Origin of the sequence: Parahoeflea olei (genome assembly GCF_001703635.1) — a bacterium.
Classification (GTDB): domain Bacteria; phylum Pseudomonadota; class Alphaproteobacteria; order Rhizobiales; family Rhizobiaceae; genus Hoeflea; species Hoeflea olei.
Window position 1 is genome coordinate 65465 of the sequence record NZ_LQZT01000004.1, and the last position, 24146, is coordinate 89610.

The window sequence follows — 24146 nt, forward strand, 5'->3', positions numbered from 1 at the left end:
ACGCCAGCTGCTCGGCCGCCGAGCAGGCCTGGCTCAGATAGCCGCCATTGTTGCGCATCGAGTGCTCGAACACCCGTCTGCGGATCCCCATGGCGATGTCTTCGGTGGAACGGTCGTTGCGCACGGATGCCTCCCTGTTTGGGGTGACCATGTCGCGACAATAGGCAAATGTCAACGCCACTGGCAAATGTATAAAACATTCACCAGTGGCAGTCGTCCTTGCTCACAGCGGATCTCTGACCGCGCAACCGCGGCCGAATGCCGTGCTAGGCGCGAGCCCGGGCGAGCACGCCGCCGGTGGCCGGTTCGCGCACGCCGGTGGTGCCGGGATAGGTGAGCGGCAGCCCCTTGAGCGAGCGCACGGCGAGCCAGGCCCAGGCCTCGGCCTCCATCGAATCGCCGTTGAAGCCGGCGTCCTCGGCCAGGATCAGCTGTCCGGTGTGGCGCGTCGCCACCGTCAGGTCCTCGACGATGCGGCGGTTGTGCCGTCCGCCGCCGCACAGGATCCAGAGCTTCGGCTTGACCGGCAGGTGCGCCTGGGACTTGGCGATCGCCGCCGCTGTCACGAAGGCAAGCGTGCGGGCTCCGTCCTCAAGACTCGCCTCGCTGTCGTCGGGCAGCGGAAAATCGTTGCGGTCGAGCGAGATCCGCTCGGGCGCGGTGAAGAACGGATGGTCGAGATAGCGGTTGACGAGGCCCGCTAGCACCCGGCCTTCGGACGCGATCGTGCCGTCCGAATCGTAGGGAACCCCCGCATGCCGCTTGACCCAGCGGTCGATCAGCGTGTTGCCGGGCCCGCTGTCGAAGGCGATCAGCGTATCGTCCTCGCCGATATAGGTGATGTTGGAAATGCCGCCGATATTGACGAAGATGACCGGCGTCTTCCCGGCCCAGTCGCCCTCAAGGCCTGCGGCCAGCGCCCGGTGATAGGCCGGCACCAGCGGCGCCCCCTGCCCGCCGAGCCGCATGTCGTTGGCGCGCAGGTCATGCACCACGTCGATGCCGAGCCGGTCGGCAAGCCGCTGGCCGTCGCCCAGTTGTACCGTCAATCCCTCGTGCGGCCGGTGCAGCACCGTCTGGCCGTGGAAGCCGACCACGCCGATCGCGTCCGGCGAGAGCTTTTCGCGCGCGAGGAATGCCTCGACCGCAGCGGCATGCCGGTCCGTGAGCTCTGCCTCGAGCGCGGCCAGATCGCCGGGACGCTCTTCGCGCGCACCAATCTCCCTGGCCGCATCCAGAGCCTGCTCAAGCCGTGCGCGAAACGCCGGCTCATAGGCCGTGAACGAACTGGCGCCGCGGCGGACGACGCAGTCCCCGTCGGTTTCGACCATCGCCAGGTCGATGCCATCCATCGACGTGCCGCTCATCAGCCCGATCGCCCGTGTCAGCTCTGCCATCCTGTTCGTCCTCGATGCTCGTGTCGTTCCGCTTCCAGACGGAATCGGGGTGCGGGAGTGACCTAGCATGCGAGCGGCGGCCGCGTCAGCACCGGCGTGGCCCGGCTTCGGTTGAATGCGCCTGCGGCAAGTGCTAAAGGCCCGCGCGGGCAAGGCGCATGATGCACTGCCCAGAGTTTTTCCGGATCTGCCGAAACCCCGAGGACAGTGATATGTCAGCCTTCAAGTCCGATTTCCTGCGCACGCTCAGCGAGCGTGGATTCATTCATCAGATGTCCGATGAAACCGGCCTCGATGAACTGCTCGCCAGGGAAAGCGTGACGGCCTATATCGGCTTCGATCCGACGGCGCCTTCGCTGCATGCCGGCGGTCTCATCCAGATCATGATGCTGCACTGGTTCCAGGCGACCGGGCACCAGCCGATTTCGCTGATGGGCGGCGGCACGGGCATGGTCGGCGACCCCTCCTTCAAGGAGGAAGCCCGCAAGCTGATGACGGTGGAGATGATCGAGGACAACATCGCCTCGATCAAGCGCTGCTTCTCGAACTACCTGAACTACGAAGCCGGCCCCAAGGGCGGCGCGCTGATGATCAACAATGCCGAATGGCTGCGCGACCTGAACTACCTCGAATTCCTGCGCGATGTCGGCCGGCACTTCTCGGTCAACCGCATGCTGTCCTTCGACAGCGTGAAGACGCGCCTCGACCGCGAGCAGTCGCTGTCGTTCCTGGAATTCAACTACATGATCCTGCAGGCCTACGACTTCGTGGAGCTCAACCGGCGTTACGGCTGCCGGCTGCAGATGGGCGGCTCCGACCAGTGGGGCAACATCATCAACGGCATCGATCTCGGCCACCGCATGGGCACGCCGCAGCTCTACGCACTCACCTCGCCGCTGCTGACCACGTCGTCCGGCGCCAAGATGGGCAAGTCTGTCAACGGCGCCGTCTGGCTGAACGCCGACATGCTGTCCGCCTATGATTTCTGGCAGTACTGGCGCAACACCGAGGATGCCGATGTCGAGCGCTTCCTGAAGCTCTACACGACGATGCCGATGGACGAGATCAAGCGTCTTGCGGCGCTTGGCGGCTCCGAGGTCAACGAAGCGAAGAAGATCCTCGCCACCGAGATCACGGCCATTCTGCACGGCCGTGCGGCGGCCGACGAGGCCGCCGAGACCGCGCGCAAGACCTTCGAGGAAGGCGCGATCTCGGAAAACCTGCCGACCATCCAGGTCGAGGCGGGCGAACTCGACGCCGGCATCGGCCTGCTCGCCCTGTTCGTGCGCGCAGGGCTCGCCGGCTCCAACGGCGAAGCCCGCCGCCATGTCCAGGGCGGCGCGATCCGCGTCAACGACACGCCGGTCTCCGACGACAAGACGCTGATCACGGCAGACCATCTCAACGCCGACGGTGTCGTCAAGCTGTCGATGGGCAAGAAGAAGCACGTGCTGGTGCGCCCAGCCTAAGGACCGCAGCACTGGTCCACCCAGATCAGGCCGCAGGACCCAGCAGGTCCTGCGGCTTTTTCTTTGCCTGCGGGAATGGCGTTACGGCCGGTATTCGAAGATCGAGCGGAACACGCCCGGCGCGATCACCGACAGCGGATTGATCTGCAGGAGCGGCGACTCCGACTTGCCCGCGAGCCGGAAGGTGATGCCGAACAGGCCGCGGTCGCGGCCATTGCCGAGAAGGGTCCCGATCACCGGCAGCTCGGCGAACAGGCGGTTGATGCCATAGGCGAGCATCACCGTTCCGGTCATGTCGATATTGCCCTTGGCGTCGCTCACCGTCCCCTGGAACGAGGCGCCGATCTGCGGACCGCGGATGATCCCTTCCGAAACCCGGAGTTCGCCCCGGCCCGAAACCACCTTGGCATTGGCCACCTCGAAGCTCGCGCGGGAGACGTCCACATTCGCCCGCGCCGCGTCCTTGAGGCTGCGGCCGTCCTTTCTGCTCGGCGTCGAGACCAGCGATTCAAGCCGCGGCTCGCCCACCACCACGAAATTGCGCACATCGATCACGCCGCGCCGCCACGGCCCCTCGGTGCGGGTGAGCCGGAGATTGAGCAATCCGCCCTGCATGCGCGCGTAAAACCCTGCAAAGCGGGCAAAGGCGCCCGCGTCGCCGCTGGTGATCGTCACCGTTTCGCCACCCGTCGTGGTCGACACCTTCATCACCACCGCCTGGCCGCTCTGGGTGACGCCCTTGACGTCGAGCAGGTCCGTGCGCGCGCCCTGGCCCGCATAGCTGATCGTGGCCGCAGTCAGGCGCTCGTCGGAATAGCCGTGCATGGTGGCAACCTCGCCGCTGAGCTCGACCCGCGCCGCCCCGCCCCCGTCCGCGCCCTGGGCGGACGGGCCGTCTGCGGCCTTGGCCAGCGCGATCACCGGGCGCGTGTCGATCGAGGCGCCGCCGAGCCGGACCCGGTAGGTCTTGCCGTCATAGGCGATGTCGACGTGATAATCGTCCCGCGCCGAGAGCGCGACGCGGTCGAAGCTCGCCGTCGCAAGCCGCCCGCCCTTGAGCGTCACCGCCCCGCTTGCCGCAAATCCCTTGCCGGAAAGGGCAAGGTCGGACAGCCGGGTCTCGTCGCCTTTGGCCTGCATCGCAAAGGTCAGGTTCGCCGCGATGCCCTTGTCCTTGGTCCAGCCGATGCCGGGAACCGTCAGCCGCGCGGGCTTGAGATCGAGGCTGACCTTCTGCACTCCGTCGGCCTGGGTCTCGAGCCGGAACCCGACCGGACCGCTGATCAGCACGCCCGAGCCCGGCGCCATCTTTTCCCGCATCTCGGCACTGAGCGTGCCCGAGAATTTGCGCCGGGCCGCAACGCCGGATCCGCCGACCGGCTGCAGCACATCGAGCGTCATCCGTGCGCCGTCCACCAGCGCATCCGCCTTGAGTTCCGCACGGTCGGGCGTCACATACAGGCTGCCGTCCATGTCGGTGAGGGTGCGACCCTCGACCGGCTTGCCGAGATCGACGCCGCTCATCTGCAGATCCACCGTCCAGTCCGGCGGCGGCGGCGACTGGTCGGCGATCAGGCCGAACCGCGCCGTCACCCTGGACGAGATCTCGCCGCTGAGTTCGGAGGGCTTGAAGCCGATCTGGTCGAGCGCGTTGATCGGATGGTAGCTGATCAGTTCGGCCACCGCATCGGCATGGCCTTTGACCGCCATGGAGAGGTCCGCCATCAGCGGCTGCTGGTTGGTGGCCGGGATCGAAAACAGCGCGTCCGACAGCTCCACCGTGCGACCGGTGGGGAAAAAGGCGGTGGCCGTATCGATGCTCAGATCGACGCGCGAACCGCGCAGCCGCATGTGGCCCACCGTGTCGCGCAGCGGCGGAATGTTGCCCGCGACATTGATCCGCGCGCGCTCGACGTCGAAATCGATCTGCAACTGGTCTTCGCTGAAACTGACGTCGCCGAACGGCTTGTAATGGCCCGCGGGCGCGGCCAGCTGGATGCGGGCATTGCTGACCGTGCCGCCATAGAGATTTTCAAGCACCCATTTGCGCGCGAGCTTGCCCACCCAGTAGGGCCAGAACTGCTTGACCGCGGTGGTCGACATGCGCCGCGACTGCGCGACCAGATTGATCTCCGGCGAGATGCCCTCGACAAAGCGCCAGGAGGCCGATCCGACCATGTCGCCCTGCGGCGTCGCCAGCGCCAGTTCCTCGGCCACCAGCAGCCGCTTGGCGGCATCGAAACGGCCGAGCGCCTTGCCATCGAACGAGATCGGCGCCTCGTCGGAATCGCCCGGCGCCGCCCGTCCCTCCTTGATGACGAAGTCGAAGGCGATGCCCGCCCCTTCGACCTCTTCGACCCTGTCCGCGTCGATCAGGCCGCCGGTGAACGGCAGCACCGTCTCGCCGACCCGGATCAGCGAGCGCGTGACCTCGATCTTGTTCTGGAGCGGCATGTAGACCAGCTTGACCCGCGCATCGCGCAGCATCGCCTCGACCCCACCCATGGTGATGGTGCCATCCACGGCCTTGACGTCGACCGCCAGTTCCGGTGGCTTGCCGGCCTGGGCCCGCGCTGCGGAAAAGGAGATCGCCAACGGCGCGGACACGCCGTTGCGGCGATCCGGCGCCACGTCCGTCATGTAATTGAGCGCGAAGCCCTCGACGCTGCCGGAGATCTGCGACAGCCCGCGTTCGCCCGCAAGCCCGGCGGCGCTGCCGACAAAGGTGATGCCATGGCCCGCACGCTCCAGTTCCACGCCGATCTGGTAGTGTCGCCGGTCGATCCTGCGCACCTCGGCATTGCGGATCACGATCCCCTCGCCCGGCCCCGTCATGGTGATGTCGGTGAACCGGAAGGCGCCGGCCTCGATCGCATCGATCTGGCTTACAACCTGGTTGAGCCCCAGGAAGGCCTGCTCGATCATCGCGCCAGTGGCATCGATGCGGAAGCTCGCAAGATCGGTGAGGTTGAACCCACCCCCCTGCGGCGCGGCCACGCTGACGCCACTGATATCGACGAATTTCACCGACAGCCGCCCCGTCAGCAGCGCCACCGGATCAAGCCCGATCAGCACGCTCTTGATCGAATTGGCCTTGGAGGGATCCTCGCGCGGGGCCACCGACACCCCGCGCGCCTCGAGCGCGAGATGCCCCCGGCGGGTCAGACGCACCGCAGCCGAACTCAGTTCCGCCCGGTATCCCGGCCCGACCGCCTGCGCCAGCGCATGCTCGGCCCGGCTCCTGACCAGCCCGTCGACGACGCCTGCCTCGAGCAGCAGGAACAGCACGGCGGCGAGGAGCGCCAGCCCCAGCACCGGAACCGCGACCCAGCGCATGAGCCGCCCCGTCCAGCGGCGCGGGTGGTGACCGCGCACGACAATCAGGTCTTCGCCCTGGGCCGACGGAAGTTCGTGCAGCGCGACGATGTCGCGTTTCCTGAACTGGACCTTGTCGATGCGGTTTTCCGGCATGGGTTCTGGTATGTCCGCTTTCTTTTTTTGACGATTCTGTGGACTGCGACCCTTGCGTTTATATATCGCCCCGGGACAGGGTCACCTGCAAAACCAATTCGAGTGACGATGAAAGGTCTGGATGATGAGTGAACTTGGCGAAGGCATGACAGCCCCCCGATTCGACCTGCCACGCGATGGCGGCGGAAACGTGTCGCTTGACGATCTGGCAGGCAAAATCGTGGTGCTCTATTTCTACCCCAAGGACGACACCAGCGGCTGCACCACCGAAGCCGTCGATTTCACGGCAATGGCGGAGGATTTCGCCAAGGCCGGCGCGGTCGTGGTCGGCATGTCTCCCGATTCGGTCAAGGCGCATGACAAATTCGTGGCCAAGCACGGGCTGGGCGTGATCCTCGCCTCTGACGAGGACAAGACCACGCTCGAGGCCTATGGTGTCTGGACCGAGAAAAGCATGTATGGGCGAACCTATATGGGCGTCGAGCGCTCCACCTTCCTGATCGACCGCGACGGCAAGATCGCCCGGGTGTGGCGCAAGGTAAAGGTCAAGGGCCACGCCGCCGAGGTGCTCGACGCGGTCCGGGCGCTCTGAGCGTGACCGACCAGGCAAGTCCCGCCGCGCTCAACCGCCCGGTGCTGTCGCTGCGCGACGGCGCGGCACGGGCGATCCGTGCGGACGATCTCGACCTCAAGACCCGGCTCGCCCAGGACGTGGCGAGCCGCTGGCATTCCCGGCGGCTGTCGCTGCGCTCGCCGCTCGACACGCTTGCTCCCGAGCGGCCCGGCCGGCCGGCGCGGCCCGAATTGGTGCCGCCGACCCAGGTCAAGCGGCGGTCGTTGCACTCCACCCACGGCCGCATCTCGCTGCTGCACGCGCTCGCCCATATCGAGTTGAATGCCGTCGATCTGGCGCTCGATATCGTCGCCCGCTTCGCCGCCGCACCGATGCCGCAGAGCTTCTTCGACGGCTGGATGCAGGTCGCCTTCGAGGAAGCCAAGCATTTCAACATGATACGCAAGCGTCTTCATGCGCTCGGCGCCGATTATGGCGACATGCCCGCCCATGACGGGCTGTGGCAGGCCGCCCACGACACGCGCAACGACCTGACCGCGCGGCTCGCCATAGTGCCGCTCATCCTCGAAGCCCGCGGGCTCGACGTCACGCCCACGCTGCGCGCCAAGATGCGCGAGGCCGGGGACGAGGAGAGTGCCGCGGTGCTCGACGTGATCTACGAGGACGAGAAGAAACATGTCGCCATCGGCGCCAAGTGGTTCCGCTTCCTGTGCGCCCGGGAAGGCAAGGATGCGGCGGAAACCTTCCGGCTGCTGGTACGGGCCAATTTCCGCGGCGCGCCCAAGCCGCCCTTCAACGATCTCGCCCGCGCGGCCGCGGGCCTCACCCCCACCTTCTACCGCGCGCTGTCCAGCCAGAGCATGTCGTAGCGCGGGCAAATCGCTGCCGGACCGGCCGCGATCAAAGCTTTGTTAACCTTAACAGGGTGTAATCACGCTCGATCAAGCAACGGTGAACCGTTCTGACGAGGTGGTATTCAGTGGCGCACAGACAGGACAGCCGCGTCTTCGGCAAACGGCCGAAACAGTCGCACACCCTTATCCTCGCAAGCGGCGACACCGTCCGCCACATGACGGTGCGCCCCTGGGTCGCCGGCGTGTGCATGTCGATGCTGGGCGTGATGGCGATCGGCTATCTGGCAGCCACCTCCTATCTCGTGCTGCGCGACGACCTTATCGGCGCCTCGATGGCGCGCCAGGCGCGCATGCAGCATGCCTATGAAGACCGGATCGCGGCGCTGCGCTCGCAAGTCGACCGGGTGACCAGCCGGCAACTGCTCGATCAGCAGCTGATGGAAGAGAAGGTTGCCGAACTGATCGCGCGCCAGAACGCGCTGAGCACCCGCCACGGCAAGCTCGGCCCGCTGCTCGATCGCGCGGCCGCACTGCCGACCCCCGCCCCCGAAGCCTCCGATACCGCCAACACCCAGGCATCGCTGTCGCCGGGCACCGGCAAATCCGGCCGCCTCGCGGCACTTGCGGCCATGCCCGAGACACTGTCCAATCCGGCCACCAACCCGATCAATCCGCTGGCCTATGCCCCGACGCCCGGCACAGGTTCCGGCGAATCCGTGAGCGAGCGCGCGGACCGCGTGTTCTCGACGGTGACGCTGTCGCTCAAGTCGATCGAGCGCGACCAGATCGCGCGCATGCAGGGCCTTGCGGTCGAAGCCTACGAGACCGCATCGGAGATCGACGACATCATCCGCGCGACGGGCCTTCCCGGCGCCTCGGTCGACGACACCGCCGTCGGTGGCCCCTTCGTCAGGCCCAACGATCCGAACGCCTTCGACACCACCCTCGAGGATCTCGACCAGGCCCTGAACCGGCTCGACACCGTCAAACGCCATGCACGCGCGCTGCCGATCGGCATTCCCGCCCCCGGCCGCGAGATCACCTCGCGTTTCGGCAACCGTCCCGACCCGTTTCTCGGGCGCCTCGCCTTTCATGGCGGCATCGATTTCCGCACACCGACAGGAACCCCGATCTTCAGCACCGGCGCCGGCGTGGTCACCCATGCCGGGCGCAATGCCGGCTACGGCAAGATGGTCGAGATCGACCACGGCAACGGGATCACCACCCGCTACGCCCATCTTTCCGCCGTCGAAGTGGCCGAAGGCGACCGTGTCGCGCCCGGCACGCGGATCGGCAAATCCGGCTCCACCGGTCGCTCCACCGGCCCCCACCTGCACTACGAAGTCCGCCGCAACGGCAACGCCGTCGACCCGATGCGCTACCTGAAGGCAGCCCGCGAACTGAAGCCGCTGCTGGCCTCCAACTGAGCCACGGCGGAGCCCCGGGCCCGCCCTTCCCTGACCCAAAACCGGCCACCCGCGGCGGCATGCGGACGGGGGTGCGACACCGCGAAACCGGGCTTTTCCTTGACTTCCCGCACTGCACCGACTATGCGGAGCACAAAGGGCACGCACTTGCACCGCGCGCTCGCGCATTGACGCAACTCCGAAACGGAAAACACTCCCAATTGACCACTTTCGCTGACCTTGGCCTAAGCCAAAAAGTTCTGTCCGCCGTTGCCGACGCAGGCTACACGACGCCAACCCCGATCCAGGCTGGCGCAATCCCCCCAGCGCTCGAACGGCGCGACATTCTGGGCATCGCCCAGACGGGGACCGGCAAGACAGCAAGCTTCGTCCTGCCGATGCTGACCATGCTCGAAAGAGGTCGCGCCCGGGCGCGCATGCCGCGCACGCTGATCCTCGAGCCGACGCGCGAACTCGCTGCCCAGGTCCACGAGAACTTCGAGAAATACGGCAAGAACCACCGCCTCAACATCGTGCTCCTGATCGGCGGCGTGTCGTTCGACGAACAGGACCGGAAGCTCGAGCGCGGCGCCGACGTGCTGATCGCCACCCCGGGCCGCCTGCTCGACCACACCGAGCGCGGCAAGCTTCTGATGACCGGCGTCGAACTGCTGGTGATCGACGAGGCCGACCGCATGCTCGACATGGGCTTCATCCCGGACATCGAGCGGATCGTGAAGTTCATCCCCTTCACCCGCCAGACCCTGTTCTTCTCGGCCACCATGCCGCCGGAAATCCAGAAGCTCGCCGACACCTTCCTGCAGAACCCGGCCCGCATCGAGGTGGCACCGCCGTCCTCGACGGCCGCCACCGTGGAGCAGCGCCTGGTCGCCTGCGGCAGCAAGGATTTCGAGAAGCGCGAAACCCTGCGCACCCTGATCCGCTCGCAGGAGGAACTGACCAACGCCATCATCTTCTGCAATCGCAAGAAGGACGTGGCGGATCTCTACAAATCGCTGCAGAAGCACGGCTTTTCGGTCGGCGCCCTGCATGGCGACATGGACCAGCGCTCGCGCACCAACACGCTGCAGGGCTTCAAGGACAACGAGATCACGCTGCTGGTCGCCTCCGACGTCGCCGCCCGTGGCCTCGACATTCCCGCCGTGAGCCACGTCTTCAACTTCGACGTTCCGATCCATGCCGAGGACTATGTCCACCGCATCGGCCGTACCGGACGCGCGGGCCGCGCCGGCGCCGCCTTCACGCTGGTCACGCGCCGCGACGGCAAATATGTCGACGCCATCACCAAGCTGATCGATCGCGAGATCGACTGGCTCGACGGCGACGCCGCCCTGCATGCCTCCTCCGACGAGGCCGACGACAAGCCGGCCCGCGGCCGCCGCAGCGACAGCAAGGGCACCGCCCGCCGCTCGAGCCGCGGCGCCAAGCAGGCTCGCGCCGACAAGGTCGAGACCCAGGCCACTGAGGAGAGCGTGGAAGACACCGCCGCCAACGACATGGCCGTGGATGCCGACCCCATTGCCGCGCGCGAGGAAGCCGATACCCGTCCCGCCAGGGCCGAGCGCCAGCCGCGGCAGGAGCGCGACCACCGCTCGTCGCGCCAGCGCGCACCCGAGCCCGCCAACGCCAATGACGACCGCAGCCGCAATCGCGGCCGCCACAACCGCGACAATGACGACCGCGAACCGACCCCGGTCGGCTTCGGCGACGAGATCCCCGCCTTCATGATGATCGGCAGCTGAACCTGCCGCATCGACACAAGTTCAAGCCGCTGGCAGCAATGCCGGCGGTTTTTTTCATGGGCCGGTTCCACAGGGCCTGACTTCGCGCGGAGCCTGGGCGAAAGCCACGTTCTTGGCGGCCCGCGGCTATTTCCTGGTCCGCAGCGCCGCCTCCCAGGCAAACCGGACCCAGCGCGCCATCTCGACGGCATCGTCGAGCGCCGCATCGGGGATCGACCAATAGGGCATCGCCACCGGACGCGCGCGTGCCTTGCCCTCATAGACCCACTGGCCCGCCCCCGCCTCGCGAAAGACCGGCGCGCTCTCGGCATCCGCCTTGAGCAGGATGTCGCCTCCCACCTCCAGCGCCAGGATCACGCCCTCGTGGTAGATCCCCTTGCCGCCGAACATGCGCTTGATCGTCACCTCGCCGAGACTGTCGAACATCTCGCAGATCGCCTCGTTGTCCATCGGCTCCACCTTTCCCGCCCTGTCGCCGCACCCACGGCAAGATCAACTTCTGCTGCCCATCGTCGACGGCGCCTTGCCGCTGAGCCGCCCCGCGCCATATCCCGCCCATGCCCAAGCGCCTAGGCAAATCCGATCTTCCGCAAAAACCCTGCGCCTACTGCGGCCGGCCGTTTTCCTGGCGGCGCAAATGGGCCGCAGTCTGGACCGAGGTCCGCTACTGTTCGGACCGCTGCCGGACGGAGGCGCGCCGCAAACGCCCGCCTGCATGAACCGGGTCAGGTGATTTCCGTCGCGCCACCGGCGCGCCGCACGGCTTCGGGCGTATCAACGTCGAGCCGGGCGGCCGGGCCGATCTCGACATCGACCACCGACCAGGCGCCGCTTTCGATCAGTGCGCGTGCGCCGACATCGCCCGACAGCTGCATTGCCTCGGCAAAGGCCGCACGCGGCAGGATCACCGGATTGCCGCGCCGCGCGCCATCGCAGGCCCTGACGATTGCCTGCCCGCCATGGCTTGAAAAGCGTTCGATCAAGGCATCGAGATGGGACGCCTCGATCGCCGGCATGTCGCCGAGCAGCACCAGCGCGCCCGCCATGCGCCCGTCGAGCGCCGCAAGCCCGCAGCGCAGCGACGTCGCCATGCCGGCGGCATAATCTGGGTTGGAGACCAGCTCGACATCGAGGCCTTCAAGCTGGCGCGCGATATCCGCGCCGCGATGGCCGGTCACCACGACGGTCCGGGTCGCCTGCGACGCGAGCGCGGTCTCGGCCATGCGGCGGATCAGCACCTCGCCGCCGAAGGTGGCGAGCAGCTTGTGGCCCGCGGCCTCGCCCATGCGGCTCGCGCGGCCGGCGGCAAGCAGCACCACGCCCACCTCCGTTTCGGCTCCCACCTTCACATCGCTCTCGCCCGCCTGGCGCGGATGCGGACGGGACGGGATTTCTTTCAGCAAGCCGCCCACGCCCATCCGCGAAATATCCTGCGAGGCCAGCTGCTGGCCTGTCAGCAGCCGGTGAAGCACCCAGTCGAAGCCATTGACCTTGGGGCTGCGCGCACAGCCCGGCGCGCCGATCACGGTCGCATCGCCGACCCTGCCCAGCACCAGAAGATTGCCCGGATCGACCGGCATGCCGACCCGCTCGACCATCCCGCCGGCGGCACGGATCGCGGCCGGGATCACGTCCGCCGGATCGATCACCGCGGAGGCGCCGAACACCACGATCAGGTCCTCCCGGGCCGCCATGCGGGCGAGTTCGGCGCCCAGATCCGCTTCCGCGTGGGCCACGCGGGTCTCCTGCGACAGTTTCAGCCCGGTAAGCGCGAGCCGGCTGTCGAGCATTGCCCGCGTCTTGTCCATCACCGAGGCCTTGAGCCCGGGCAGCGTGGTCGCGATCAGGCCCACGCGCAGGCGCCGGAACGGCAGGATCCGCGCCATGGTTCGCGTCTCGATCGCCGCCTGTGCGCGCTTGAGCGAGGCACCGGGCACCGCGAGCGGTATGATCTTGATGGTGGCCACCATTTCCCCGGGCTGAACCGGCGTCTGGTCGGCCAAACAGGCAAATGTGATGGCCGGATCGATGGCGTTGAAATGATCGACCAGCAGGCGTTCGGCACGGAACAGCCCGGCGCGCTCGGCATGCAGGTTGACCCGGCCGGTGGACGCATTGGCGGCGCGGATATGGGCGCCGCCGAAGGCCTGCGCCAGCGCTTCGGCCGCTGCGTCCTCGGCGACATCGCCCGGATCGAGGCGCGCCGCGATCACCTCGGTGACGCCGCCCTGCTCCAGCATCATCAGGTCGGAGGCTGTGAGCCTGTGCCCCTTCTTCAGTTTCAGCGTGCCCAGAGCGAGCGAATGCGCGAGCAGCGCATCTTCGGCATCGGCGATGGCGACCGGGCCGAACCGCATGGCCTAGGCCCCCGCGGCGTCGGCGGGCTTGCGCAAGGCGGCCACCGCCTGCGCCAGGATCGCCACCGCGATCTCCTGCGGGCTCTGCGCGCCGATATCGAGCCCGATCGGCGCCGCGATCCTGCCGATCTGCTCCGCGGAAAGCCCCGCTTCCGTCAGGCGCTCCACGCGCCTGGCGTGGGTCTTGCGCGAGCCGAGCGCGCCGACATAGAAGGCGCCGGCTTTCAGCGCCGAAACAAGCGGCCAGTCGTCGATCTTCGGGTCATGGGTCACGGCCACCAGCGCCGTATAGGCGTCGATCGGCCGATCCGCCAAGGCTTCCTCCGGCCATTCCGCGCGCAGATCGATGCCGGCAAACCGCTCTTCGGTGGCAAAGGCCGTGCGCGGATCGATCAGCCGGACATCGAAGCCGGTCATCGCCGCCATCGGCGCCAGCGCCTGGGAAATATGCACCGCGCCAATGATGACCATGCGCGGCGCGGGCAGATGCACATTGAGAAACAGCCGGCTTTCGCCGGCCTCCACCACCCCGGATTTGCCGGTGACGAATGCCTTGGCGACCGCCTCGGCAAGCACCGGGTCAGATGGCGCGACGTCGCCCTTCATCACCAGACGGCCTTCGCCGGTGGCGAGATCGGTGACGAGAACGGCGGCCTGCCGGTTGCGCCGCGCGGCGTTCAGGCCCTTGAGCAGCTCCGCATCCATCAGCCGACGCGCTCCAGATAGACCCTGATCCGGCCGCCGCAGGAGAGCCCCACCCGCCAGGCGGTTTCGTCGGCCACGCCGAATTCGAGCATGCGCGGCGCGCCGGCCGAGATCACCTCGGAGGCTTCGGCGATCACCGCGCCCTCGACGCAGCCGCCCGAGACCGAGCCGCTAAAATTGCCCTCGCCGTCGATCACCAGATGGCTTCCGACCGGTCGCGGCGCCGAGCCCCAGGTTTCGATCACGGTGGCGACGGCCACGCTGCGGCCCTCATCCACCCAGCGTTCGGCGACCGCCAGCGGATCGAGCCGCTCGTCTCCCGGCGCACCAGTCTCCATGTCCATGGACGTCATGCCTGCCTCCAACTCCCTTAATGCGAGTATGGTCGCGGCTCCGCGACGAATTCAAGACACAACCGCAGCTTCGTTCAAAGATACCTGCGCGGATCGGCGCCGGCGGCATTGCGCGCGCCGAGCGCGGCCACCAGGTCGGCCATCGCCGCGATGTTGTGGACGGCGCGGAACTCATCGACATGGGCGAGCATGGTGCGCACGCCCCGCGCGCGCGCCTCGAAGCCGTCGAACCGCAGCAGCGGGTTGAGCCAGATCAGCCGCCGGCAGGAGCGGTGCAGCCGGTCCATCTCCGCGTCGAGCTCGTCGATCGAATCGCGCTCAAGCCCGTCGGTGATCAGGATCACCACCGCTCCCTGACCCAGCACCCGGCGCGACCAGTGCCGGTTGAACAGTTTCAGCGCCGCGCCGATGCGGGTGCCGCCCGACCAGTCCTTCACCGCGCCGGCGCACTGGTCGACCGCCTCGTCGGGGTCCTTGTGGCGCATCTGCCGGGTGATGTTGGTGAGCCGCGTGCCGAACAGGAAGGTGTGCACGCCGCGCCGGGTCTCGCTGATCACATGCATGAAATGCAGGAAGACGCGCGTATACTGGCTCATCGAGCCGGAAATGTCGGCGATGATCACCAGCGGCGGCTGCACCTCGCGGCGCGTGCGGAAGCGCGGCAGGATCAGGTCTCCGCCGGTGCGCATGGCCGCCCGCATGGTGGCGCGTGGATCGATCCGCCGGGCCGAATTCGACGGCCGATAGCGCCGCGTCTTGACGCGATCGAACGGCAGCGACAGCGCGGCGATCGCCCGCTTGGCCTGATCCAGTTCCGCGGCCGTCATCTGCGCGAAATCCTGCGCGCGCAGCACCTCGTTGCCCGACGCCGTTTCGCGCGCGTCGACGTCGATCATCGGCTTGTCCTCGGGCGGGCGCGCCTTCTCGTGGCCTTCGAACAGCGCCTGGCTCACACGGGTCTCGCCGGCTTTCAGCTTCTCGCGTTGCTTGTTCTCCATCGCCACCGGCGAGAACATGGCGATCATCTTCTCGATCAGGTCGCGCGTGCGCCAGAACAGCCGGAACGCCTGGTCGAACACCTGGTGGTCCTCGCGCCGTTTCACGAAGACCGAATGCAGAACCCAGTAGAATTCCTCGCGGCTGCCGATCCCGGCGACCTGAACCGCCTCCACCGCGTCGCGCACCGCCGCCGGCCCGACCTTCATGCCGGCCTTGCGCAGCACACGGGCGAAATAGACGATGTTGTCGACGATGCGCCCGTCGCCGTCGCGGAAGACGATGGCGTTGCCGGCCTCCGCCATCACAGCGCCCGGGCCAGCTCGGCCTTCACGTCCGCAAGCACTTCGCGCCCCGCCCCGCCCTCGATCCGGGCGATGTCGTCCTGGTACTTGAGCAGCGTGCCCAATGTGTCGGACACGGTCTCGGGATCGAGCGCCAGCCGGTCGAGTTCGGTGAGTGCCGTGGCCCAGTCGATGGTCTCGGCCACGCCCGGGCTCTTGAACAGGTCCATTTGCCTCAGCTTCTGCACGAAGGCCACCACCTGTCGCGACAGCTCCTCATGGCAGCCGGGCACCTTGAGCCGGATGATCTCGAGCTCCACCTCGGCGCTCGGATAATCGACCCAGTGATAGAGACACCGGCGCTTGAGCGCGTCATGGATCTCGCGGGTGCGGTTGGTGGTGATGATGACGATCGGCGGTTCCTGCGCGACGATCGTGCCGAGTTCGGGAATGGTGACCTGGTAATCCGACAGGATCTCCAGCAGGAACGCCTCGAAGGCCTCGTCGGTGCGGTCGAGCTCGTCGATCAGGAACACCGGCGCGCGGCCGCCGGAGCCGTCGAGCGCCTGCAGCACCGGACGCCGGATCAGGTGCCGTTCGGAGAAGATCGAGCGCTCGATCGCCGAGCGGTCGTCCTCGCCGGTGGCTTCGGCAAGCCGGATCTCCAGCATTTGCGCGGGATAGTTCCACTCGTAGACGGCCGAGGAGACGTCGAGCCCCTCATAACACTGCAGCCGGATCAGCGGGCGGTCGAGCGCCTTGGCGAGCACCTTGGCGATCTCGGTCTTGCCGACGCCCGCCTCGCCCTCGAGGAACAACGGCCGCTGCATCCTGAGTGCCAGGAACAGCACGGTCGCGAGCGCACGGCCGGCGACATAATCCTGGCCCGCCAGCATGTCGAGCGTCTCTTCAATGGAAGTCGGCAGCGGATTGGTAATCGACATCATGGCTCCATCGGCGGTCGCATCCGCCTCAAGGCTAGATCGAATGGTAGGCGCGGTCCATATACAAAAGCGGCGGCGCGGTCTCGCCGAGCCGCAGTCCCACCACCTCGCCGATCAGGATCGTGTGGGTGGCCACCGGCTTGGCCTCGATCAGCCGGCAGTCGAACACCACGCGCGCGTCCACGAGCGTCGGCGCCCCGGTGGTGATCGTGTCCCATTCGGCAAGCGCGAAGCGGGCGTCGACATCGAGATGGTCGACCCCGGAAAACGCCACCGCCAGCGGTTCATGGGCGCGCTTGAGCGTATTGAGCGCGAACACGCCGGCCTGCGTGAAGATCTCGTTGAGCGGATTGGAATGGTTGAGACACACCAGCAGCGTGCCGGGATTGTCGGAGACCGAGCAAGCAGCCGTCACGGTCACACCGCGCCGCACGCCCTCATGCGCGGTCGTGCAAAGCTGCACATGACCGGCATAGCGCGCCATCGCATCGCGATAGTCCCTGGAATCGATGGTCTGCCGTTTCAACACGCCCTGGCCTCACCCTACGCACTCATATCGGGTCATACATAAAGACTGGCGCCGAATTTGAAACCCGCGGCCACGACTTTTTGTCTTCCGCAACCGGCACGCGGACCGGAGCGGCCCGGAATTCGGTTGGTATTTCAAACGCGGACGGGCTAAATGTCGCGCATGATCTTGCGCGCCCTGCTTTGTCTTCCGGTTCTCGTCGCGGCCCTTGCGGCCGCCCCCTCGCCTGCGCGCGCAGACGCCCTTCACGTCGGCCTCGTCATCCCCCAATCCGGCCAGTTCAGGCTTCTGGGCGATCATGTCCGCGAGGCCTTCCAGGTCTGGGACGCGGACAATCCCGGCGCATTCGGCGACATCGTTGAAGGCGACGACGGCTGCACCCCCGAATCGGGTGTCGATGCGGCCGCGGCCATGATCGAGGCGGGCGTCGACATCGTGGTGGGTTTCCTGTGCACCGAAAGCCTCGCCGCAGCATTGCCGATCCTGTCGAACGAGAAGATCCCGGTGATGACGCTCACGGTGCGCGCCGACATCATCGGCGAGGAAGCGGCACGGCTTGGCTGGAGCTTCTTCCGCCTGGCGCCGCGCGCCGGAAGCGAGGCGGAGATTGCCGCCGACGCGATCTACCGCTTCTGGGCGGACAAGCCCTTCGCCCTGATCGAGGACGGCGCGATTTCCGGCCGCGAGCTGGTCGAGGCGGTCCGCACGCGGCTCGAGGAGCGGTCGCTCAAGCCGAACTTCGTCGACAACTACCGCCCCGGCCAGGCCACCCAGCCAAGCCTGGTGCGACGGCTGAAGGCGGCTGGCGTCAGCCGCGTCTTCGTCGGCGGCGACCGCTCCGACCTCGCCGTGATCGCAGCGGAAGCCGAGCATCAGGGCGTCGCACTCAGCTTCATGGGCGGCGATGCGCTGCACGCGCCCGAGGGCGAACTGCCGCTTCCCGACGGCACCATGGCCGTGCTCGCATCCGGCGTGGTGCCGGGGCCGGAGGCCGAGGCGGCGCGCCAGGCCTTCGCAGCCCACGACATGATCGCCGAGGGACTGCGCATTCCCGCCTATGCGGCCGCCGAGATCATCGGCGCGGCCGCCAACCGGAGCGACTATGGGCAGACCAATCTCGTCGACCTGCTGACCGGCACCCCGTTTTCGACGGCGCTCGGTCCGGTCACCTTCGATGCCACCGGCGAGCGCCAGGAGCCGGGCTTCGTGCTTGCCATCCTTGAGGACGGAAAGTTCCGGCGCCTGAGCGTCGACGATGCCAGCCGACTGACCGGGGAATCCCAATGACCACTGCACAGCCAAGCCAGACGGGCCGGACCGGCGAGCGCAACCTGATCACCGATGTCGCCGGGCTGACCGTCGGCCATGCCTCGCACGAAGCCGTCAATTCCGGCACCACCGCGATCCTGTGCGATCTGCCCGCCACCGCCGCCGTGCAGGTGCTCGGCGGAGCCCCCGGCACGCGCGAAACCGACCTGCTCGAGCCGCACAACACGGTCGAAAGCGTCAACGCCCTGGTGCTGTCCGGCGGATCAGCCTTCGGGCTCGACGCGGCGAGCGGCGTGCAGGCTTTTCTGCGCGAGCGGGGCCAGGGATTTCAGGTCGGCCCGCACCGCATTCCGATCGTGCCGGCGGCAATCCTGTTCGATCTCGTCAATGGCGGGGACAAGGACTGGGGCCGATACCCGCCCTATCGCGATCTCGGCTACCAGGCCGCCGCCGCCGCGGCGCGTGACTTTTCCATCGGCACCGCCGGCGCGGGCACCGGCGCGCTGACGGCGACGTTCAAGGGCGGGCTTGGCTCGGCCTCGACCGTCGTCGCGGGAGAGCATGTGGTCGGCGCGCTGGTCGCCGCCAACCCGGTGGGCTCGGCCACGATCGGCGACACCCGCCATTTCTGGGCCGCGCCGTTCGAAATCGGCGACGAATTCGGTGGCCTCGGCCTGCCGGTCCCCTTCCCCGCCGATGCGGGCGACCTCCGGATCAAGTTCCGGGAGCGGACGCGCGCCGTCGCCAACACCACCATCGCCGTCATCGCCACGGATGCGGTTCTCTCCAAGGCCGAGGCCAAGCGCCTGGCGATCGCGGCCCATGCAGGCTTTGCGCGCGCGATCTGGCCGAGCCATACGCCATTCGACGGCGATCTGGTGTTCGCGCTGGCGACCGGCGCTTCGGGCCGCAGGCCTGCGCCGGAGGCCTTCCTGGATCTCTGCGCGGCGGCCGCCTCGACCATGTGCCGGGCCATCGCCCGCGGCGTGCATGCCGCCACGCCCGACCCGCGCGACCTGAAGCCCGCCTGGGGCCGCGACCAAGTTTGAGCCCGATCCCGGTTGCCCGGCCCGCGGCGTGGTGATACCGGGTCGGGATCGCCATGAAAGAAGTCCGAATGCCGATCGTCCGCCATCTTTTCCGCGCCCTTTGCGCCTCGCTCCTGCTTTCCGGACCGGCCCTCGCCGGCGAGGTTTCCGAGCTGCGCCCGATCGGCTTTTCCGCGGACGGCAAGGTGTTCGCCTTCGAGGAATTCGGCGTCCAGGACGGATCCGGCTTTCCCTTCGCCAACCGCTTCTACATCGACACCACCAGCGACACCTTCCTGCCCGGCTCACCCGTCGAGGTGATTCTCAAGGACGAGCAAAAGCATGTGGGCGATGCCCGCGCCGCAGCCAAGGCACAGGCGGCGGCGTTCGATACCGCTTATGCGTTCGACGCCAATCCCGGTGTGATCGCCGCCTTCAACCCGCTCACGGAACTGGGGGCTGACGCAGGTCGCCTGAGCTACGCGTCGGTCACGCTCGGGCCGCAACCGTTCGGGACCTACGAACTGGCGCTCGAGGAGAAGCAGCTGCCGACGCAAAGGCCCTGCCGCTCCATGAACGGCAGCGCCGCGGGCTTCCACCTCGCCTTCACCCGCGTCAACGGCAAACCCGCCGGCATCACCCTGCACGACGACACCGTGATCCCGGAAAGCCGCGGCTGCCCGCTCGGCTACCGCATCGGCGGCGTCGTCACCCACATGTCCCCCGGCGCGATCACCCATGCCGTGCTGGTGCTGGTCTTCAGCCCCGGCTTCGAGGGCGAAAGCGCCCGCTGGACCGCCGTCACCCGTCGCCTTGAATGAACACGCCCATCAAACGGCACAAGGGACCGGCGCCCAGACCGGCCAACGACAACTCCGATTTTGCCGACCGGTTGCGGGCCGCGCGGCCGGGCTGGCGCGACGCCATTCTCGGCGCCATCGGCTGGGGTGCGGCGATGAGCCTGTCCGCGCAGCTCGCGCTGTGGCTGTCGATGGCCGCGCTCACCTCCCACTACTGGAGCCTGTCCGCGCTGGTGTTTGCCGGCGCGGCGCTCGCCTGGCCGCCAAGCCTGGCGCTGATCCGCTTCCTCGCCTTCGGCCGGTCGCGCGAGACCGCCTTCGCCGCCGCCTTCCTGTGCCTGAGCGTGCTGACCATCGGCATCACCGCCGCGATCTTCGCCATCATCTACCGCAACTTCTATGCCCAGTGGCATGGCGAGCCGTTCACCAAGCTGTGGCTGCTGCAGCTCGCCTTCACCACCGCCTCCGCGCTCTACCAGTTCGCAGTGCTCGGCCTCAGGCTCTACCTGCCGCTCGGCCTGGCCTTCCTGTTCGGCGCCTCCTGGCTGCTGGCGCGCAGCCACAGGCAGGAGAAACTGCCGTCCAGACCCGTTGTCCCCTGAACAACGCCGATCGTGCATTTGATTCCGCGGCAAAATGGACTAGACCGGCCGCACAGCCAACCAATTGACGGAACCCGACATGATCCCGCGTTACTCCCGCCCCGAAATGGTCCACGTCTGGTCGCCCGAATCCAAGTTCCGGATCTGGTTCGAGATCGAGGCGCATGCCTGCGATGCGCTCGCCGAACTGGGCGTGATCCCGAAGGAAGCGGCGCGCACCATTTGGGACAAGGGCGGCGCGGCCACCTTCGACATCGACCGCATCGACGAGATCGAGCGCGAGACCAAGCACGACGTCATCGCCTTCCTAACGCATCTCGCCGAAATCGTCGGACCCGACGCGCGCTTCGTGCACCAGGGCATGACCTCGTCGGACGTGCTCGACACCTGTTTCTCGGTGCAGCTGGTCAAGGCCACCGATCTTCTGCTTGCCGACATGGACGCGCTTCTGGCCGCCATCAAGCGCCGCGCAATCGAGCACAAGGACACCGTCTGCATCGGCCGCTCGCACGGCATCCATGCCGAACCCGTAACCTTCGGCCTGAAGATGGCAGAGGCCTATGCCGAATTCGACCGCTGCCGCACCCGGCTCGTGAACGCCCGCGCCGAGATTGCCACCTGCGCCATTTCCGGCGCCGTCGGCACCTTCGCCAATATCGATCCGCGCGTCGAGGAACATGTCGCCAAGGCGCTGGGGCTCGAGGCCGAGCCGGTCTCGACCCAGGTGATCCCGCGCGACCGCCACGCCATGTTCTTCGCAACGCTGGGCGTGATCGCCTCCTCGATCGAGCGGGTCGCCACCGAGATCCGGCACCTGCAGCGCACCGAGGTGCTCGAGGCCGAAGAATTCTTCTCCAAGGGCCAGAAGGGCTCGTCGGCGATGCCGCACAAGCGCAATCCGGTGCTGACCGAAAACCTCACGGGCCTCGCCCGGCTGGTGCGCATGGCGGTCACCCCGGCGATGGAGAACGTGGCGCTGTGGCACGAGCGCGACATTTCGCACTCTTCCGTCGAGCGCATGATCGGGCCGGACGCCACCGTCACCCTCGATTTCGCGCTGCACCGCCTGACCGGCGTGATCGACAAGCTGGTGGTCTATCCCGAGCGCATGGCCGGCAACATGAACCGGCTCGGCGGGCTGGTGCATTCCCAGCGCATCCTGCTCGCGCTCACCCAGGCCGGCTCCTCCCGCGAGGACGCCTATCGCCTGGTGCAGCGCAACGCCATGAAGGTGTGGAACAGCTACCAGGTCTCGGGTGACTCCGAAGTCGACTTCCTGACCGAACTGCTCAATGACGAAGATGTTCGCAAGTATCTCTCTGAAACGGAGATCCGCGACCGCTTCGATCTTGGCTATCACACCAAGCATGTCGACACGATCTTCAATCGCGTCTTCGGCTGAAATCCTTCCAGGGTGGCGGGTCGCGAAGACAGCCGCGGCCCGCCTGAATCAAGTCTGTCACAAAGCGTGAGCGCTCCGCCTCGCTCTCGCCTATTTGCTGCCGCGTTACCGCCCCTGTTCTCGGCCATGATCGCTTCATCCGTGAGAGATGGAGAGTTTCATGCACGACATTCGCAGTTTCTCGACCGCCCAGCGGCAGAAGAACCAGGAACGGGGCTATGAGCCCCCCGACATGGCGGAAGCCAGCGCGGCGCTCTGGGTGGCGCTGGCCGCCATCATACTGATCATCGCCGGCCTGTCCCTGTTCGCCCACAACGGGCTCAACAATGGCGGCGCGCCGTTCGTGATCACGCCCTCGCCGCAGGCTGGAGACCATTTGTCCGCCGTGCAGTGACGGCGGTTCCGGACCCGGTTTCACCGGTTCTGACGGCATTCGGCGGTTGACATTTGTGCGGCACTCCGCCACCTCGGCCGCATGAAAGCCGCCGAAGCAGACATCCTGATCGTCCCCGGATACACCAATTCCGGCCCTGACCACTGGCAATCGCGCTGGCAGGCGCGCCTCTCCACCGCCCGCCGCGTCGAACAGGACGCCTGGGCCAAGCCGGTCTGCGAAGACTGGACCGCCCGGTTCGCCGACTATGTGGAAAAGGCCAAGCGGCCGGTGGTCGTCATCGCCCATTCGCTCGGCGTGGCCACCGTGCTCAAGGCCGTGCCGCAATGCGGCGACAAGATCGCCGGCGCGTTTCTGGTGGCGCCGCCCGAAGTCGACAATCCCAAGATCAGGCCGCGTCACCTGATGACCTTCGGCCCCTATACGGAAGATCCGCTGCCGTTTCCCTCGATCGTGGTGGCAAGCCGCAACGATCCGTTCGGCTCCTTCACCCATGCCGGCGACATGGCCAATGCCTGGGGCGCGATGCTCGTCGATGCCGGCGAAGCCGGGCACATCAACGCCGAATCCGGCCATGGTCCCTGGCCGGAAGGCATCATGGTGTTCGCGCATTTCCTGGCCCGGCTCACCCGCTGAGCCTGCGCGGGGCGCGCGCCAGGCGCGCCTTCAGGCTCAGCCCCGGGCCTTGCCCAGCATCACCGCAGCCCCGGCCTGCATCAGGCCCGGATCGGTGTTAAGTGCGGCCAGCCGGTAGCCCATGGACGCAAAGCGCGGCACGTCCGCGGGATCGACCGCAAAAATCGCCGCATGCTTGCCGGCGGCGCGGGCCCTGCCGCCGATTTCGGCAATCACGTCCTGCAGTTCCGCATTGTGCGGATCGACCCCCGCCCCGTTGAACCAGGAGATCGACAGGTCGGACGGACCGACGAAGATCCCGTCGATGCCGTCGGTTTCCAGGATCTCGTCGAGTACGGCGAAGGCTTCCCGGGTCTCGATCATCGCCAGCGAGACCGTGCGCGCATTGGCTTCGGCGAAATAGCGCGCGGGCGTGAAATCGGAATAGACCTGCAGCGCCTTGGTCGGCCCCCAGGAGCGCTCGCCGAGCGGCGGGTATTTCATCGCGCGACCGAAAGCCCGCGCATCGGCCACCGAATTGATCATCGGCGCGATCACCGCCTCGAAGCCCATGTCGAGCCCCCGGCTGGCAAGGTCGTTGCGTCCCACGGGAATGCGCAGGATCGCGGGCTTGTTCGCCGCCACGATGCCCCGGACGGAGGCAAAGGCGGTCGATTCGCTGTGGGCGCCGTGCTGCATGTCGATGGTCACGGTATCGAACGGGCACGCGGCCATGAGTCCCGCCATCTCCGGCGAGGCCGAACCCGACCAGGCGGTGATCAGCATCTTGTCCTGATCCAGCAAATTCTTCAAATACATGTCACTCTCTCTCCCTGTCGCGGGTCCCCATGCGGCGGCTGTGTCCCCGCCCCGCGACCCGGCCCTCCTTCAAGACAACAAAAAACCGCCCACGGCAAGCCGAAGGCGGTTTTTC

23 protein-coding genes are annotated in these 24146 nt (G+C 67.3%); 13 read left to right on the top strand and 10 right to left on the bottom strand.

Translation table 11 applies throughout. The features are described from left to right. Window positions 1-266: 266 nt before the first annotated feature. Window positions 267-1397 carry an anhydro-N-acetylmuramic acid kinase gene (locus tag AWJ14_RS04980; RefSeq protein WP_066175734.1) on the bottom strand — a complete coding sequence of 377 codons (1131 nt, stop codon included), beginning with the start codon at window positions 1395-1397 and terminating at the stop codon, window positions 267-269. Between the two features lie 212 nt (window positions 1398-1609). Here AWJ14_RS04980 and tyrS point away from each other — a divergent pair, with 212 nt between their 5' ends. Further along, window positions 1610-2866 (top strand): tyrosine--tRNA ligase, encoded by a 1257-nt coding sequence (gene tyrS, locus AWJ14_RS04985; protein ID WP_066175737.1) that lies wholly within the window; start codon window positions 1610-1612, stop codon window positions 2864-2866. 81 nt (window positions 2867-2947) lie between these two features. On the opposite strand, the gene AWJ14_RS04990 is transcribed toward tyrS, so the two are convergent. After that, a complete protein-coding gene (locus AWJ14_RS04990; protein ID WP_066175740.1) occupies window positions 2948-6337 on the bottom strand; it encodes a YhdP family protein in 3390 nt (1129 codons plus the stop codon). Window positions 6338-6461: 124 nt separating this feature from the next. Here AWJ14_RS04990 and AWJ14_RS04995 point away from each other — a divergent pair, with 124 nt between their 5' ends. The 4 genes from AWJ14_RS04995 to AWJ14_RS05010 all read left to right on the top strand — a co-directional run bounded on the left by AWJ14_RS04995 (window position 6462) and on the right by AWJ14_RS05010 (window position 10934). Then, window positions 6462-6929, top strand: a complete 468-nt coding sequence (locus tag AWJ14_RS04995) for a peroxiredoxin (protein ID WP_066175966.1) — start codon at window positions 6462-6464, stop codon at window positions 6927-6929. 2 nt (window positions 6930-6931) lie between these two features. Then, window positions 6932-7780: a ferritin-like domain-containing protein gene (locus AWJ14_RS05000; protein ID WP_245304134.1), complete on the top strand. Its 849-nt coding sequence runs from the start codon at window positions 6932-6934 to the stop codon at window positions 7778-7780. Between the two features lie 110 nt (window positions 7781-7890). Then, window positions 7891-9192 (top strand): M23 family metallopeptidase, encoded by a 1302-nt coding sequence (locus tag AWJ14_RS05005; protein ID WP_066175742.1) that lies wholly within the window; start codon window positions 7891-7893, stop codon window positions 9190-9192. Window positions 9193-9392: 200 nt separating this feature from the next. Further along, a complete protein-coding gene (locus AWJ14_RS05010) occupies window positions 9393-10934 on the top strand; it encodes a DEAD/DEAH box helicase (RefSeq protein WP_066175748.1) in 1542 nt (513 codons plus the stop codon). Window positions 10935-11060: 126 nt separating this feature from the next. Here the strand turns inward: AWJ14_RS05010 and AWJ14_RS05015 are convergent, their stop codons facing one another. After that, window positions 11061-11384 carry a TfoX/Sxy family protein gene (locus AWJ14_RS05015; protein ID WP_066175749.1) on the bottom strand — a complete coding sequence of 108 codons (324 nt, stop codon included), beginning with the start codon at window positions 11382-11384 and terminating at the stop codon, window positions 11061-11063. A gap of 107 nt (window positions 11385-11491) precedes the next feature. Between AWJ14_RS05015 and AWJ14_RS21845 the strand changes: the two genes are divergently transcribed. Beyond that, window positions 11492-11653, top strand: a complete 162-nt coding sequence (locus tag AWJ14_RS21845) for a DUF2256 domain-containing protein (protein WP_139112534.1) — start codon at window positions 11492-11494, stop codon at window positions 11651-11653. A gap of 6 nt (window positions 11654-11659) precedes the next feature. On the opposite strand, the gene AWJ14_RS05020 is transcribed toward AWJ14_RS21845, so the two are convergent. From AWJ14_RS05020 to AWJ14_RS05045, 6 genes are all read right to left on the bottom strand, one after another. After that, entirely contained in the window at window positions 11660-13291 is a 1632-nt protein-coding gene (locus AWJ14_RS05020; RefSeq protein WP_066175750.1) for an NTP transferase domain-containing protein, read from the bottom strand. 3 nt (window positions 13292-13294) lie between these two features. After that, on the bottom strand, window positions 13295-13996 hold the full coding sequence (locus AWJ14_RS05025) for an XdhC family protein (protein WP_066175752.1): 702 nt from the start codon (window positions 13994-13996) through the stop codon (window positions 13295-13297). Further along, complete coding sequence (locus tag AWJ14_RS05030) at window positions 13996-14340, bottom strand: XdhC family protein (RefSeq protein ID WP_245304138.1); 345 nt, start codon at window positions 14338-14340, stop codon at window positions 13996-13998. Before AWJ14_RS05030 ends, AWJ14_RS05025 begins: the two co-directional genes overlap by 1 nt. A gap of 83 nt (window positions 14341-14423) precedes the next feature. Further along, complete coding sequence (locus tag AWJ14_RS05035; protein ID WP_066175754.1) at window positions 14424-15650, bottom strand: vWA domain-containing protein; 1227 nt, start codon at window positions 15648-15650, stop codon at window positions 14424-14426. Next, window positions 15650-16576, bottom strand: coding sequence for an AAA family ATPase (locus tag AWJ14_RS05040; protein WP_066175756.1), 927 nt, complete (start codon window positions 16574-16576; stop codon window positions 15650-15652). The genes AWJ14_RS05035 and AWJ14_RS05040 overlap by 1 nt, the downstream gene beginning before the upstream one ends. A 31-nt stretch (window positions 16577-16607) precedes the next feature. Then, on the bottom strand, window positions 16608-17057 hold the full coding sequence (locus tag AWJ14_RS05045; RefSeq protein ID WP_083220043.1) for a flavin reductase family protein: 450 nt from the start codon (window positions 17055-17057) through the stop codon (window positions 16608-16610). A gap of 198 nt (window positions 17058-17255) precedes the next feature. Between AWJ14_RS05045 and AWJ14_RS05050 the strand changes: the two genes are divergently transcribed. The 7 genes from AWJ14_RS05050 to AWJ14_RS05080 all read left to right on the top strand — a co-directional run bounded on the left by AWJ14_RS05050 (window position 17256) and on the right by AWJ14_RS05080 (window position 23233). Continuing rightward, window positions 17256-18389 carry an ABC transporter substrate-binding protein gene (locus tag AWJ14_RS05050; protein WP_083220031.1) on the top strand — a complete coding sequence of 378 codons (1134 nt, stop codon included), beginning with the start codon at window positions 17256-17258 and terminating at the stop codon, window positions 18387-18389. Next, window positions 18386-19420, top strand: coding sequence for a P1 family peptidase (locus AWJ14_RS05055; protein WP_066175762.1), 1035 nt, complete (start codon window positions 18386-18388; stop codon window positions 19418-19420). The genes AWJ14_RS05050 and AWJ14_RS05055 overlap by 4 nt, the downstream gene beginning before the upstream one ends. A gap of 53 nt (window positions 19421-19473) precedes the next feature. Then, window positions 19474-20220, top strand: coding sequence for a DUF2259 domain-containing protein (locus tag AWJ14_RS05060; RefSeq protein ID WP_083220033.1), 747 nt, complete (start codon window positions 19474-19476; stop codon window positions 20218-20220). Continuing rightward, window positions 20217-20801 (top strand): hypothetical protein, encoded by a 585-nt coding sequence (locus AWJ14_RS05065; RefSeq protein ID WP_245304135.1) that lies wholly within the window; start codon window positions 20217-20219, stop codon window positions 20799-20801. Before AWJ14_RS05060 ends, AWJ14_RS05065 begins: the two co-directional genes overlap by 4 nt. 79 nt (window positions 20802-20880) lie before the next feature. Continuing rightward, window positions 20881-22203: an adenylosuccinate lyase gene (gene purB / locus AWJ14_RS05070; RefSeq protein ID WP_066175771.1), complete on the top strand. Its 1323-nt coding sequence runs from the start codon at window positions 20881-20883 to the stop codon at window positions 22201-22203. A gap of 160 nt (window positions 22204-22363) precedes the next feature. Beyond that, window positions 22364-22597 (top strand): hypothetical protein, encoded by a 234-nt coding sequence (locus AWJ14_RS05075; protein ID WP_139112535.1) that lies wholly within the window; start codon window positions 22364-22366, stop codon window positions 22595-22597. An 81-nt stretch (window positions 22598-22678) separates the two neighbouring features. Then, window positions 22679-23233 (top strand): RBBP9/YdeN family alpha/beta hydrolase, encoded by a 555-nt coding sequence (locus AWJ14_RS05080; protein ID WP_066175777.1) that lies wholly within the window; start codon window positions 22679-22681, stop codon window positions 23231-23233. A gap of 36 nt (window positions 23234-23269) precedes the next feature. Here AWJ14_RS05080 and AWJ14_RS05085 read toward each other — a convergent pair whose 3' ends face one another. Next, the gene (locus AWJ14_RS05085) at window positions 23270-24031 is read right to left on the bottom strand and encodes an HpcH/HpaI aldolase family protein (RefSeq protein ID WP_066175778.1); all 762 of its coding nucleotides are present in this window, start codon (window positions 24029-24031) and stop codon (window positions 23270-23272) included. Between the last annotated feature and the right edge of the window lie 115 nt (window positions 24032-24146).

What these genes read in the sequence shown, in the direction of transcription:
- AWJ14_RS05065 (WP_245304135.1), top strand. Translation starts at nt 20,217, where the DNA reads ATGAACACGCCCATCAAACGGCACAAGGGACCGGCGCCCAGACCGGCC.
- AWJ14_RS05025 (WP_066175752.1), bottom strand. Translation starts at nt 13,996, where the DNA reads ATGGATGCGGAGCTGCTCAAGGGCCTGAACGCCGCGCGGCGCAACCGG.
- AWJ14_RS05060 (WP_083220033.1), top strand. Translation starts at nt 19,474, where the DNA reads ATGAAAGAAGTCCGAATGCCGATCGTCCGCCATCTTTTCCGCGCCCTT.
- AWJ14_RS05075 (WP_139112535.1), top strand. Translation starts at nt 22,364, where the DNA reads ATGCACGACATTCGCAGTTTCTCGACCGCCCAGCGGCAGAAGAACCAG.
- AWJ14_RS05035 (WP_066175754.1), bottom strand. Translation starts at nt 15,650, where the DNA reads ATGGCGGAGGCCGGCAACGCCATCGTCTTCCGCGACGGCGACGGGCGC.
- AWJ14_RS04980 (WP_066175734.1), bottom strand. Translation starts at nt 1,397, where the DNA reads ATGGCAGAGCTGACACGGGCGATCGGGCTGATGAGCGGCACGTCGATG.
- AWJ14_RS05020 (WP_066175750.1), bottom strand. Translation starts at nt 13,291, where the DNA reads ATGCGGTTCGGCCCGGTCGCCATCGCCGATGCCGAAGATGCGCTGCTC.
- purB (WP_066175771.1), top strand. Translation starts at nt 20,881, where the DNA reads ATGATCCCGCGTTACTCCCGCCCCGAAATGGTCCACGTCTGGTCGCCC.
- AWJ14_RS05055 (WP_066175762.1), top strand. Translation starts at nt 18,386, where the DNA reads ATGACCACTGCACAGCCAAGCCAGACGGGCCGGACCGGCGAGCGCAAC.
- AWJ14_RS04990 (WP_066175740.1), bottom strand. Translation starts at nt 6,337, where the DNA reads ATGCCGGAAAACCGCATCGACAAGGTCCAGTTCAGGAAACGCGACATC.
- AWJ14_RS05050 (WP_083220031.1), top strand. Translation starts at nt 17,256, where the DNA reads ATGTCGCGCATGATCTTGCGCGCCCTGCTTTGTCTTCCGGTTCTCGTC.
- AWJ14_RS05040 (WP_066175756.1), bottom strand. Translation starts at nt 16,576, where the DNA reads ATGATGTCGATTACCAATCCGCTGCCGACTTCCATTGAAGAGACGCTC.
- AWJ14_RS05080 (WP_066175777.1), top strand. Translation starts at nt 22,679, where the DNA reads ATGAAAGCCGCCGAAGCAGACATCCTGATCGTCCCCGGATACACCAAT.
- tyrS (WP_066175737.1), top strand. Translation starts at nt 1,610, where the DNA reads ATGTCAGCCTTCAAGTCCGATTTCCTGCGCACGCTCAGCGAGCGTGGA.
- AWJ14_RS05015 (WP_066175749.1), bottom strand. Translation starts at nt 11,384, where the DNA reads ATGGACAACGAGGCGATCTGCGAGATGTTCGACAGTCTCGGCGAGGTG.
- AWJ14_RS05030 (WP_245304138.1), bottom strand. Translation starts at nt 14,340, where the DNA reads ATGGACATGGAGACTGGTGCGCCGGGAGACGAGCGGCTCGATCCGCTG.
- AWJ14_RS05045 (WP_083220043.1), bottom strand. Translation starts at nt 17,057, where the DNA reads ATGGCGCGCTATGCCGGTCATGTGCAGCTTTGCACGACCGCGCATGAG.
- AWJ14_RS05085 (WP_066175778.1), bottom strand. Translation starts at nt 24,031, where the DNA reads ATGTATTTGAAGAATTTGCTGGATCAGGACAAGATGCTGATCACCGCC.
- AWJ14_RS21845 (WP_139112534.1), top strand. Translation starts at nt 11,492, where the DNA reads ATGCCCAAGCGCCTAGGCAAATCCGATCTTCCGCAAAAACCCTGCGCC.
- AWJ14_RS04995 (WP_066175966.1), top strand. Translation starts at nt 6,462, where the DNA reads ATGAGTGAACTTGGCGAAGGCATGACAGCCCCCCGATTCGACCTGCCA.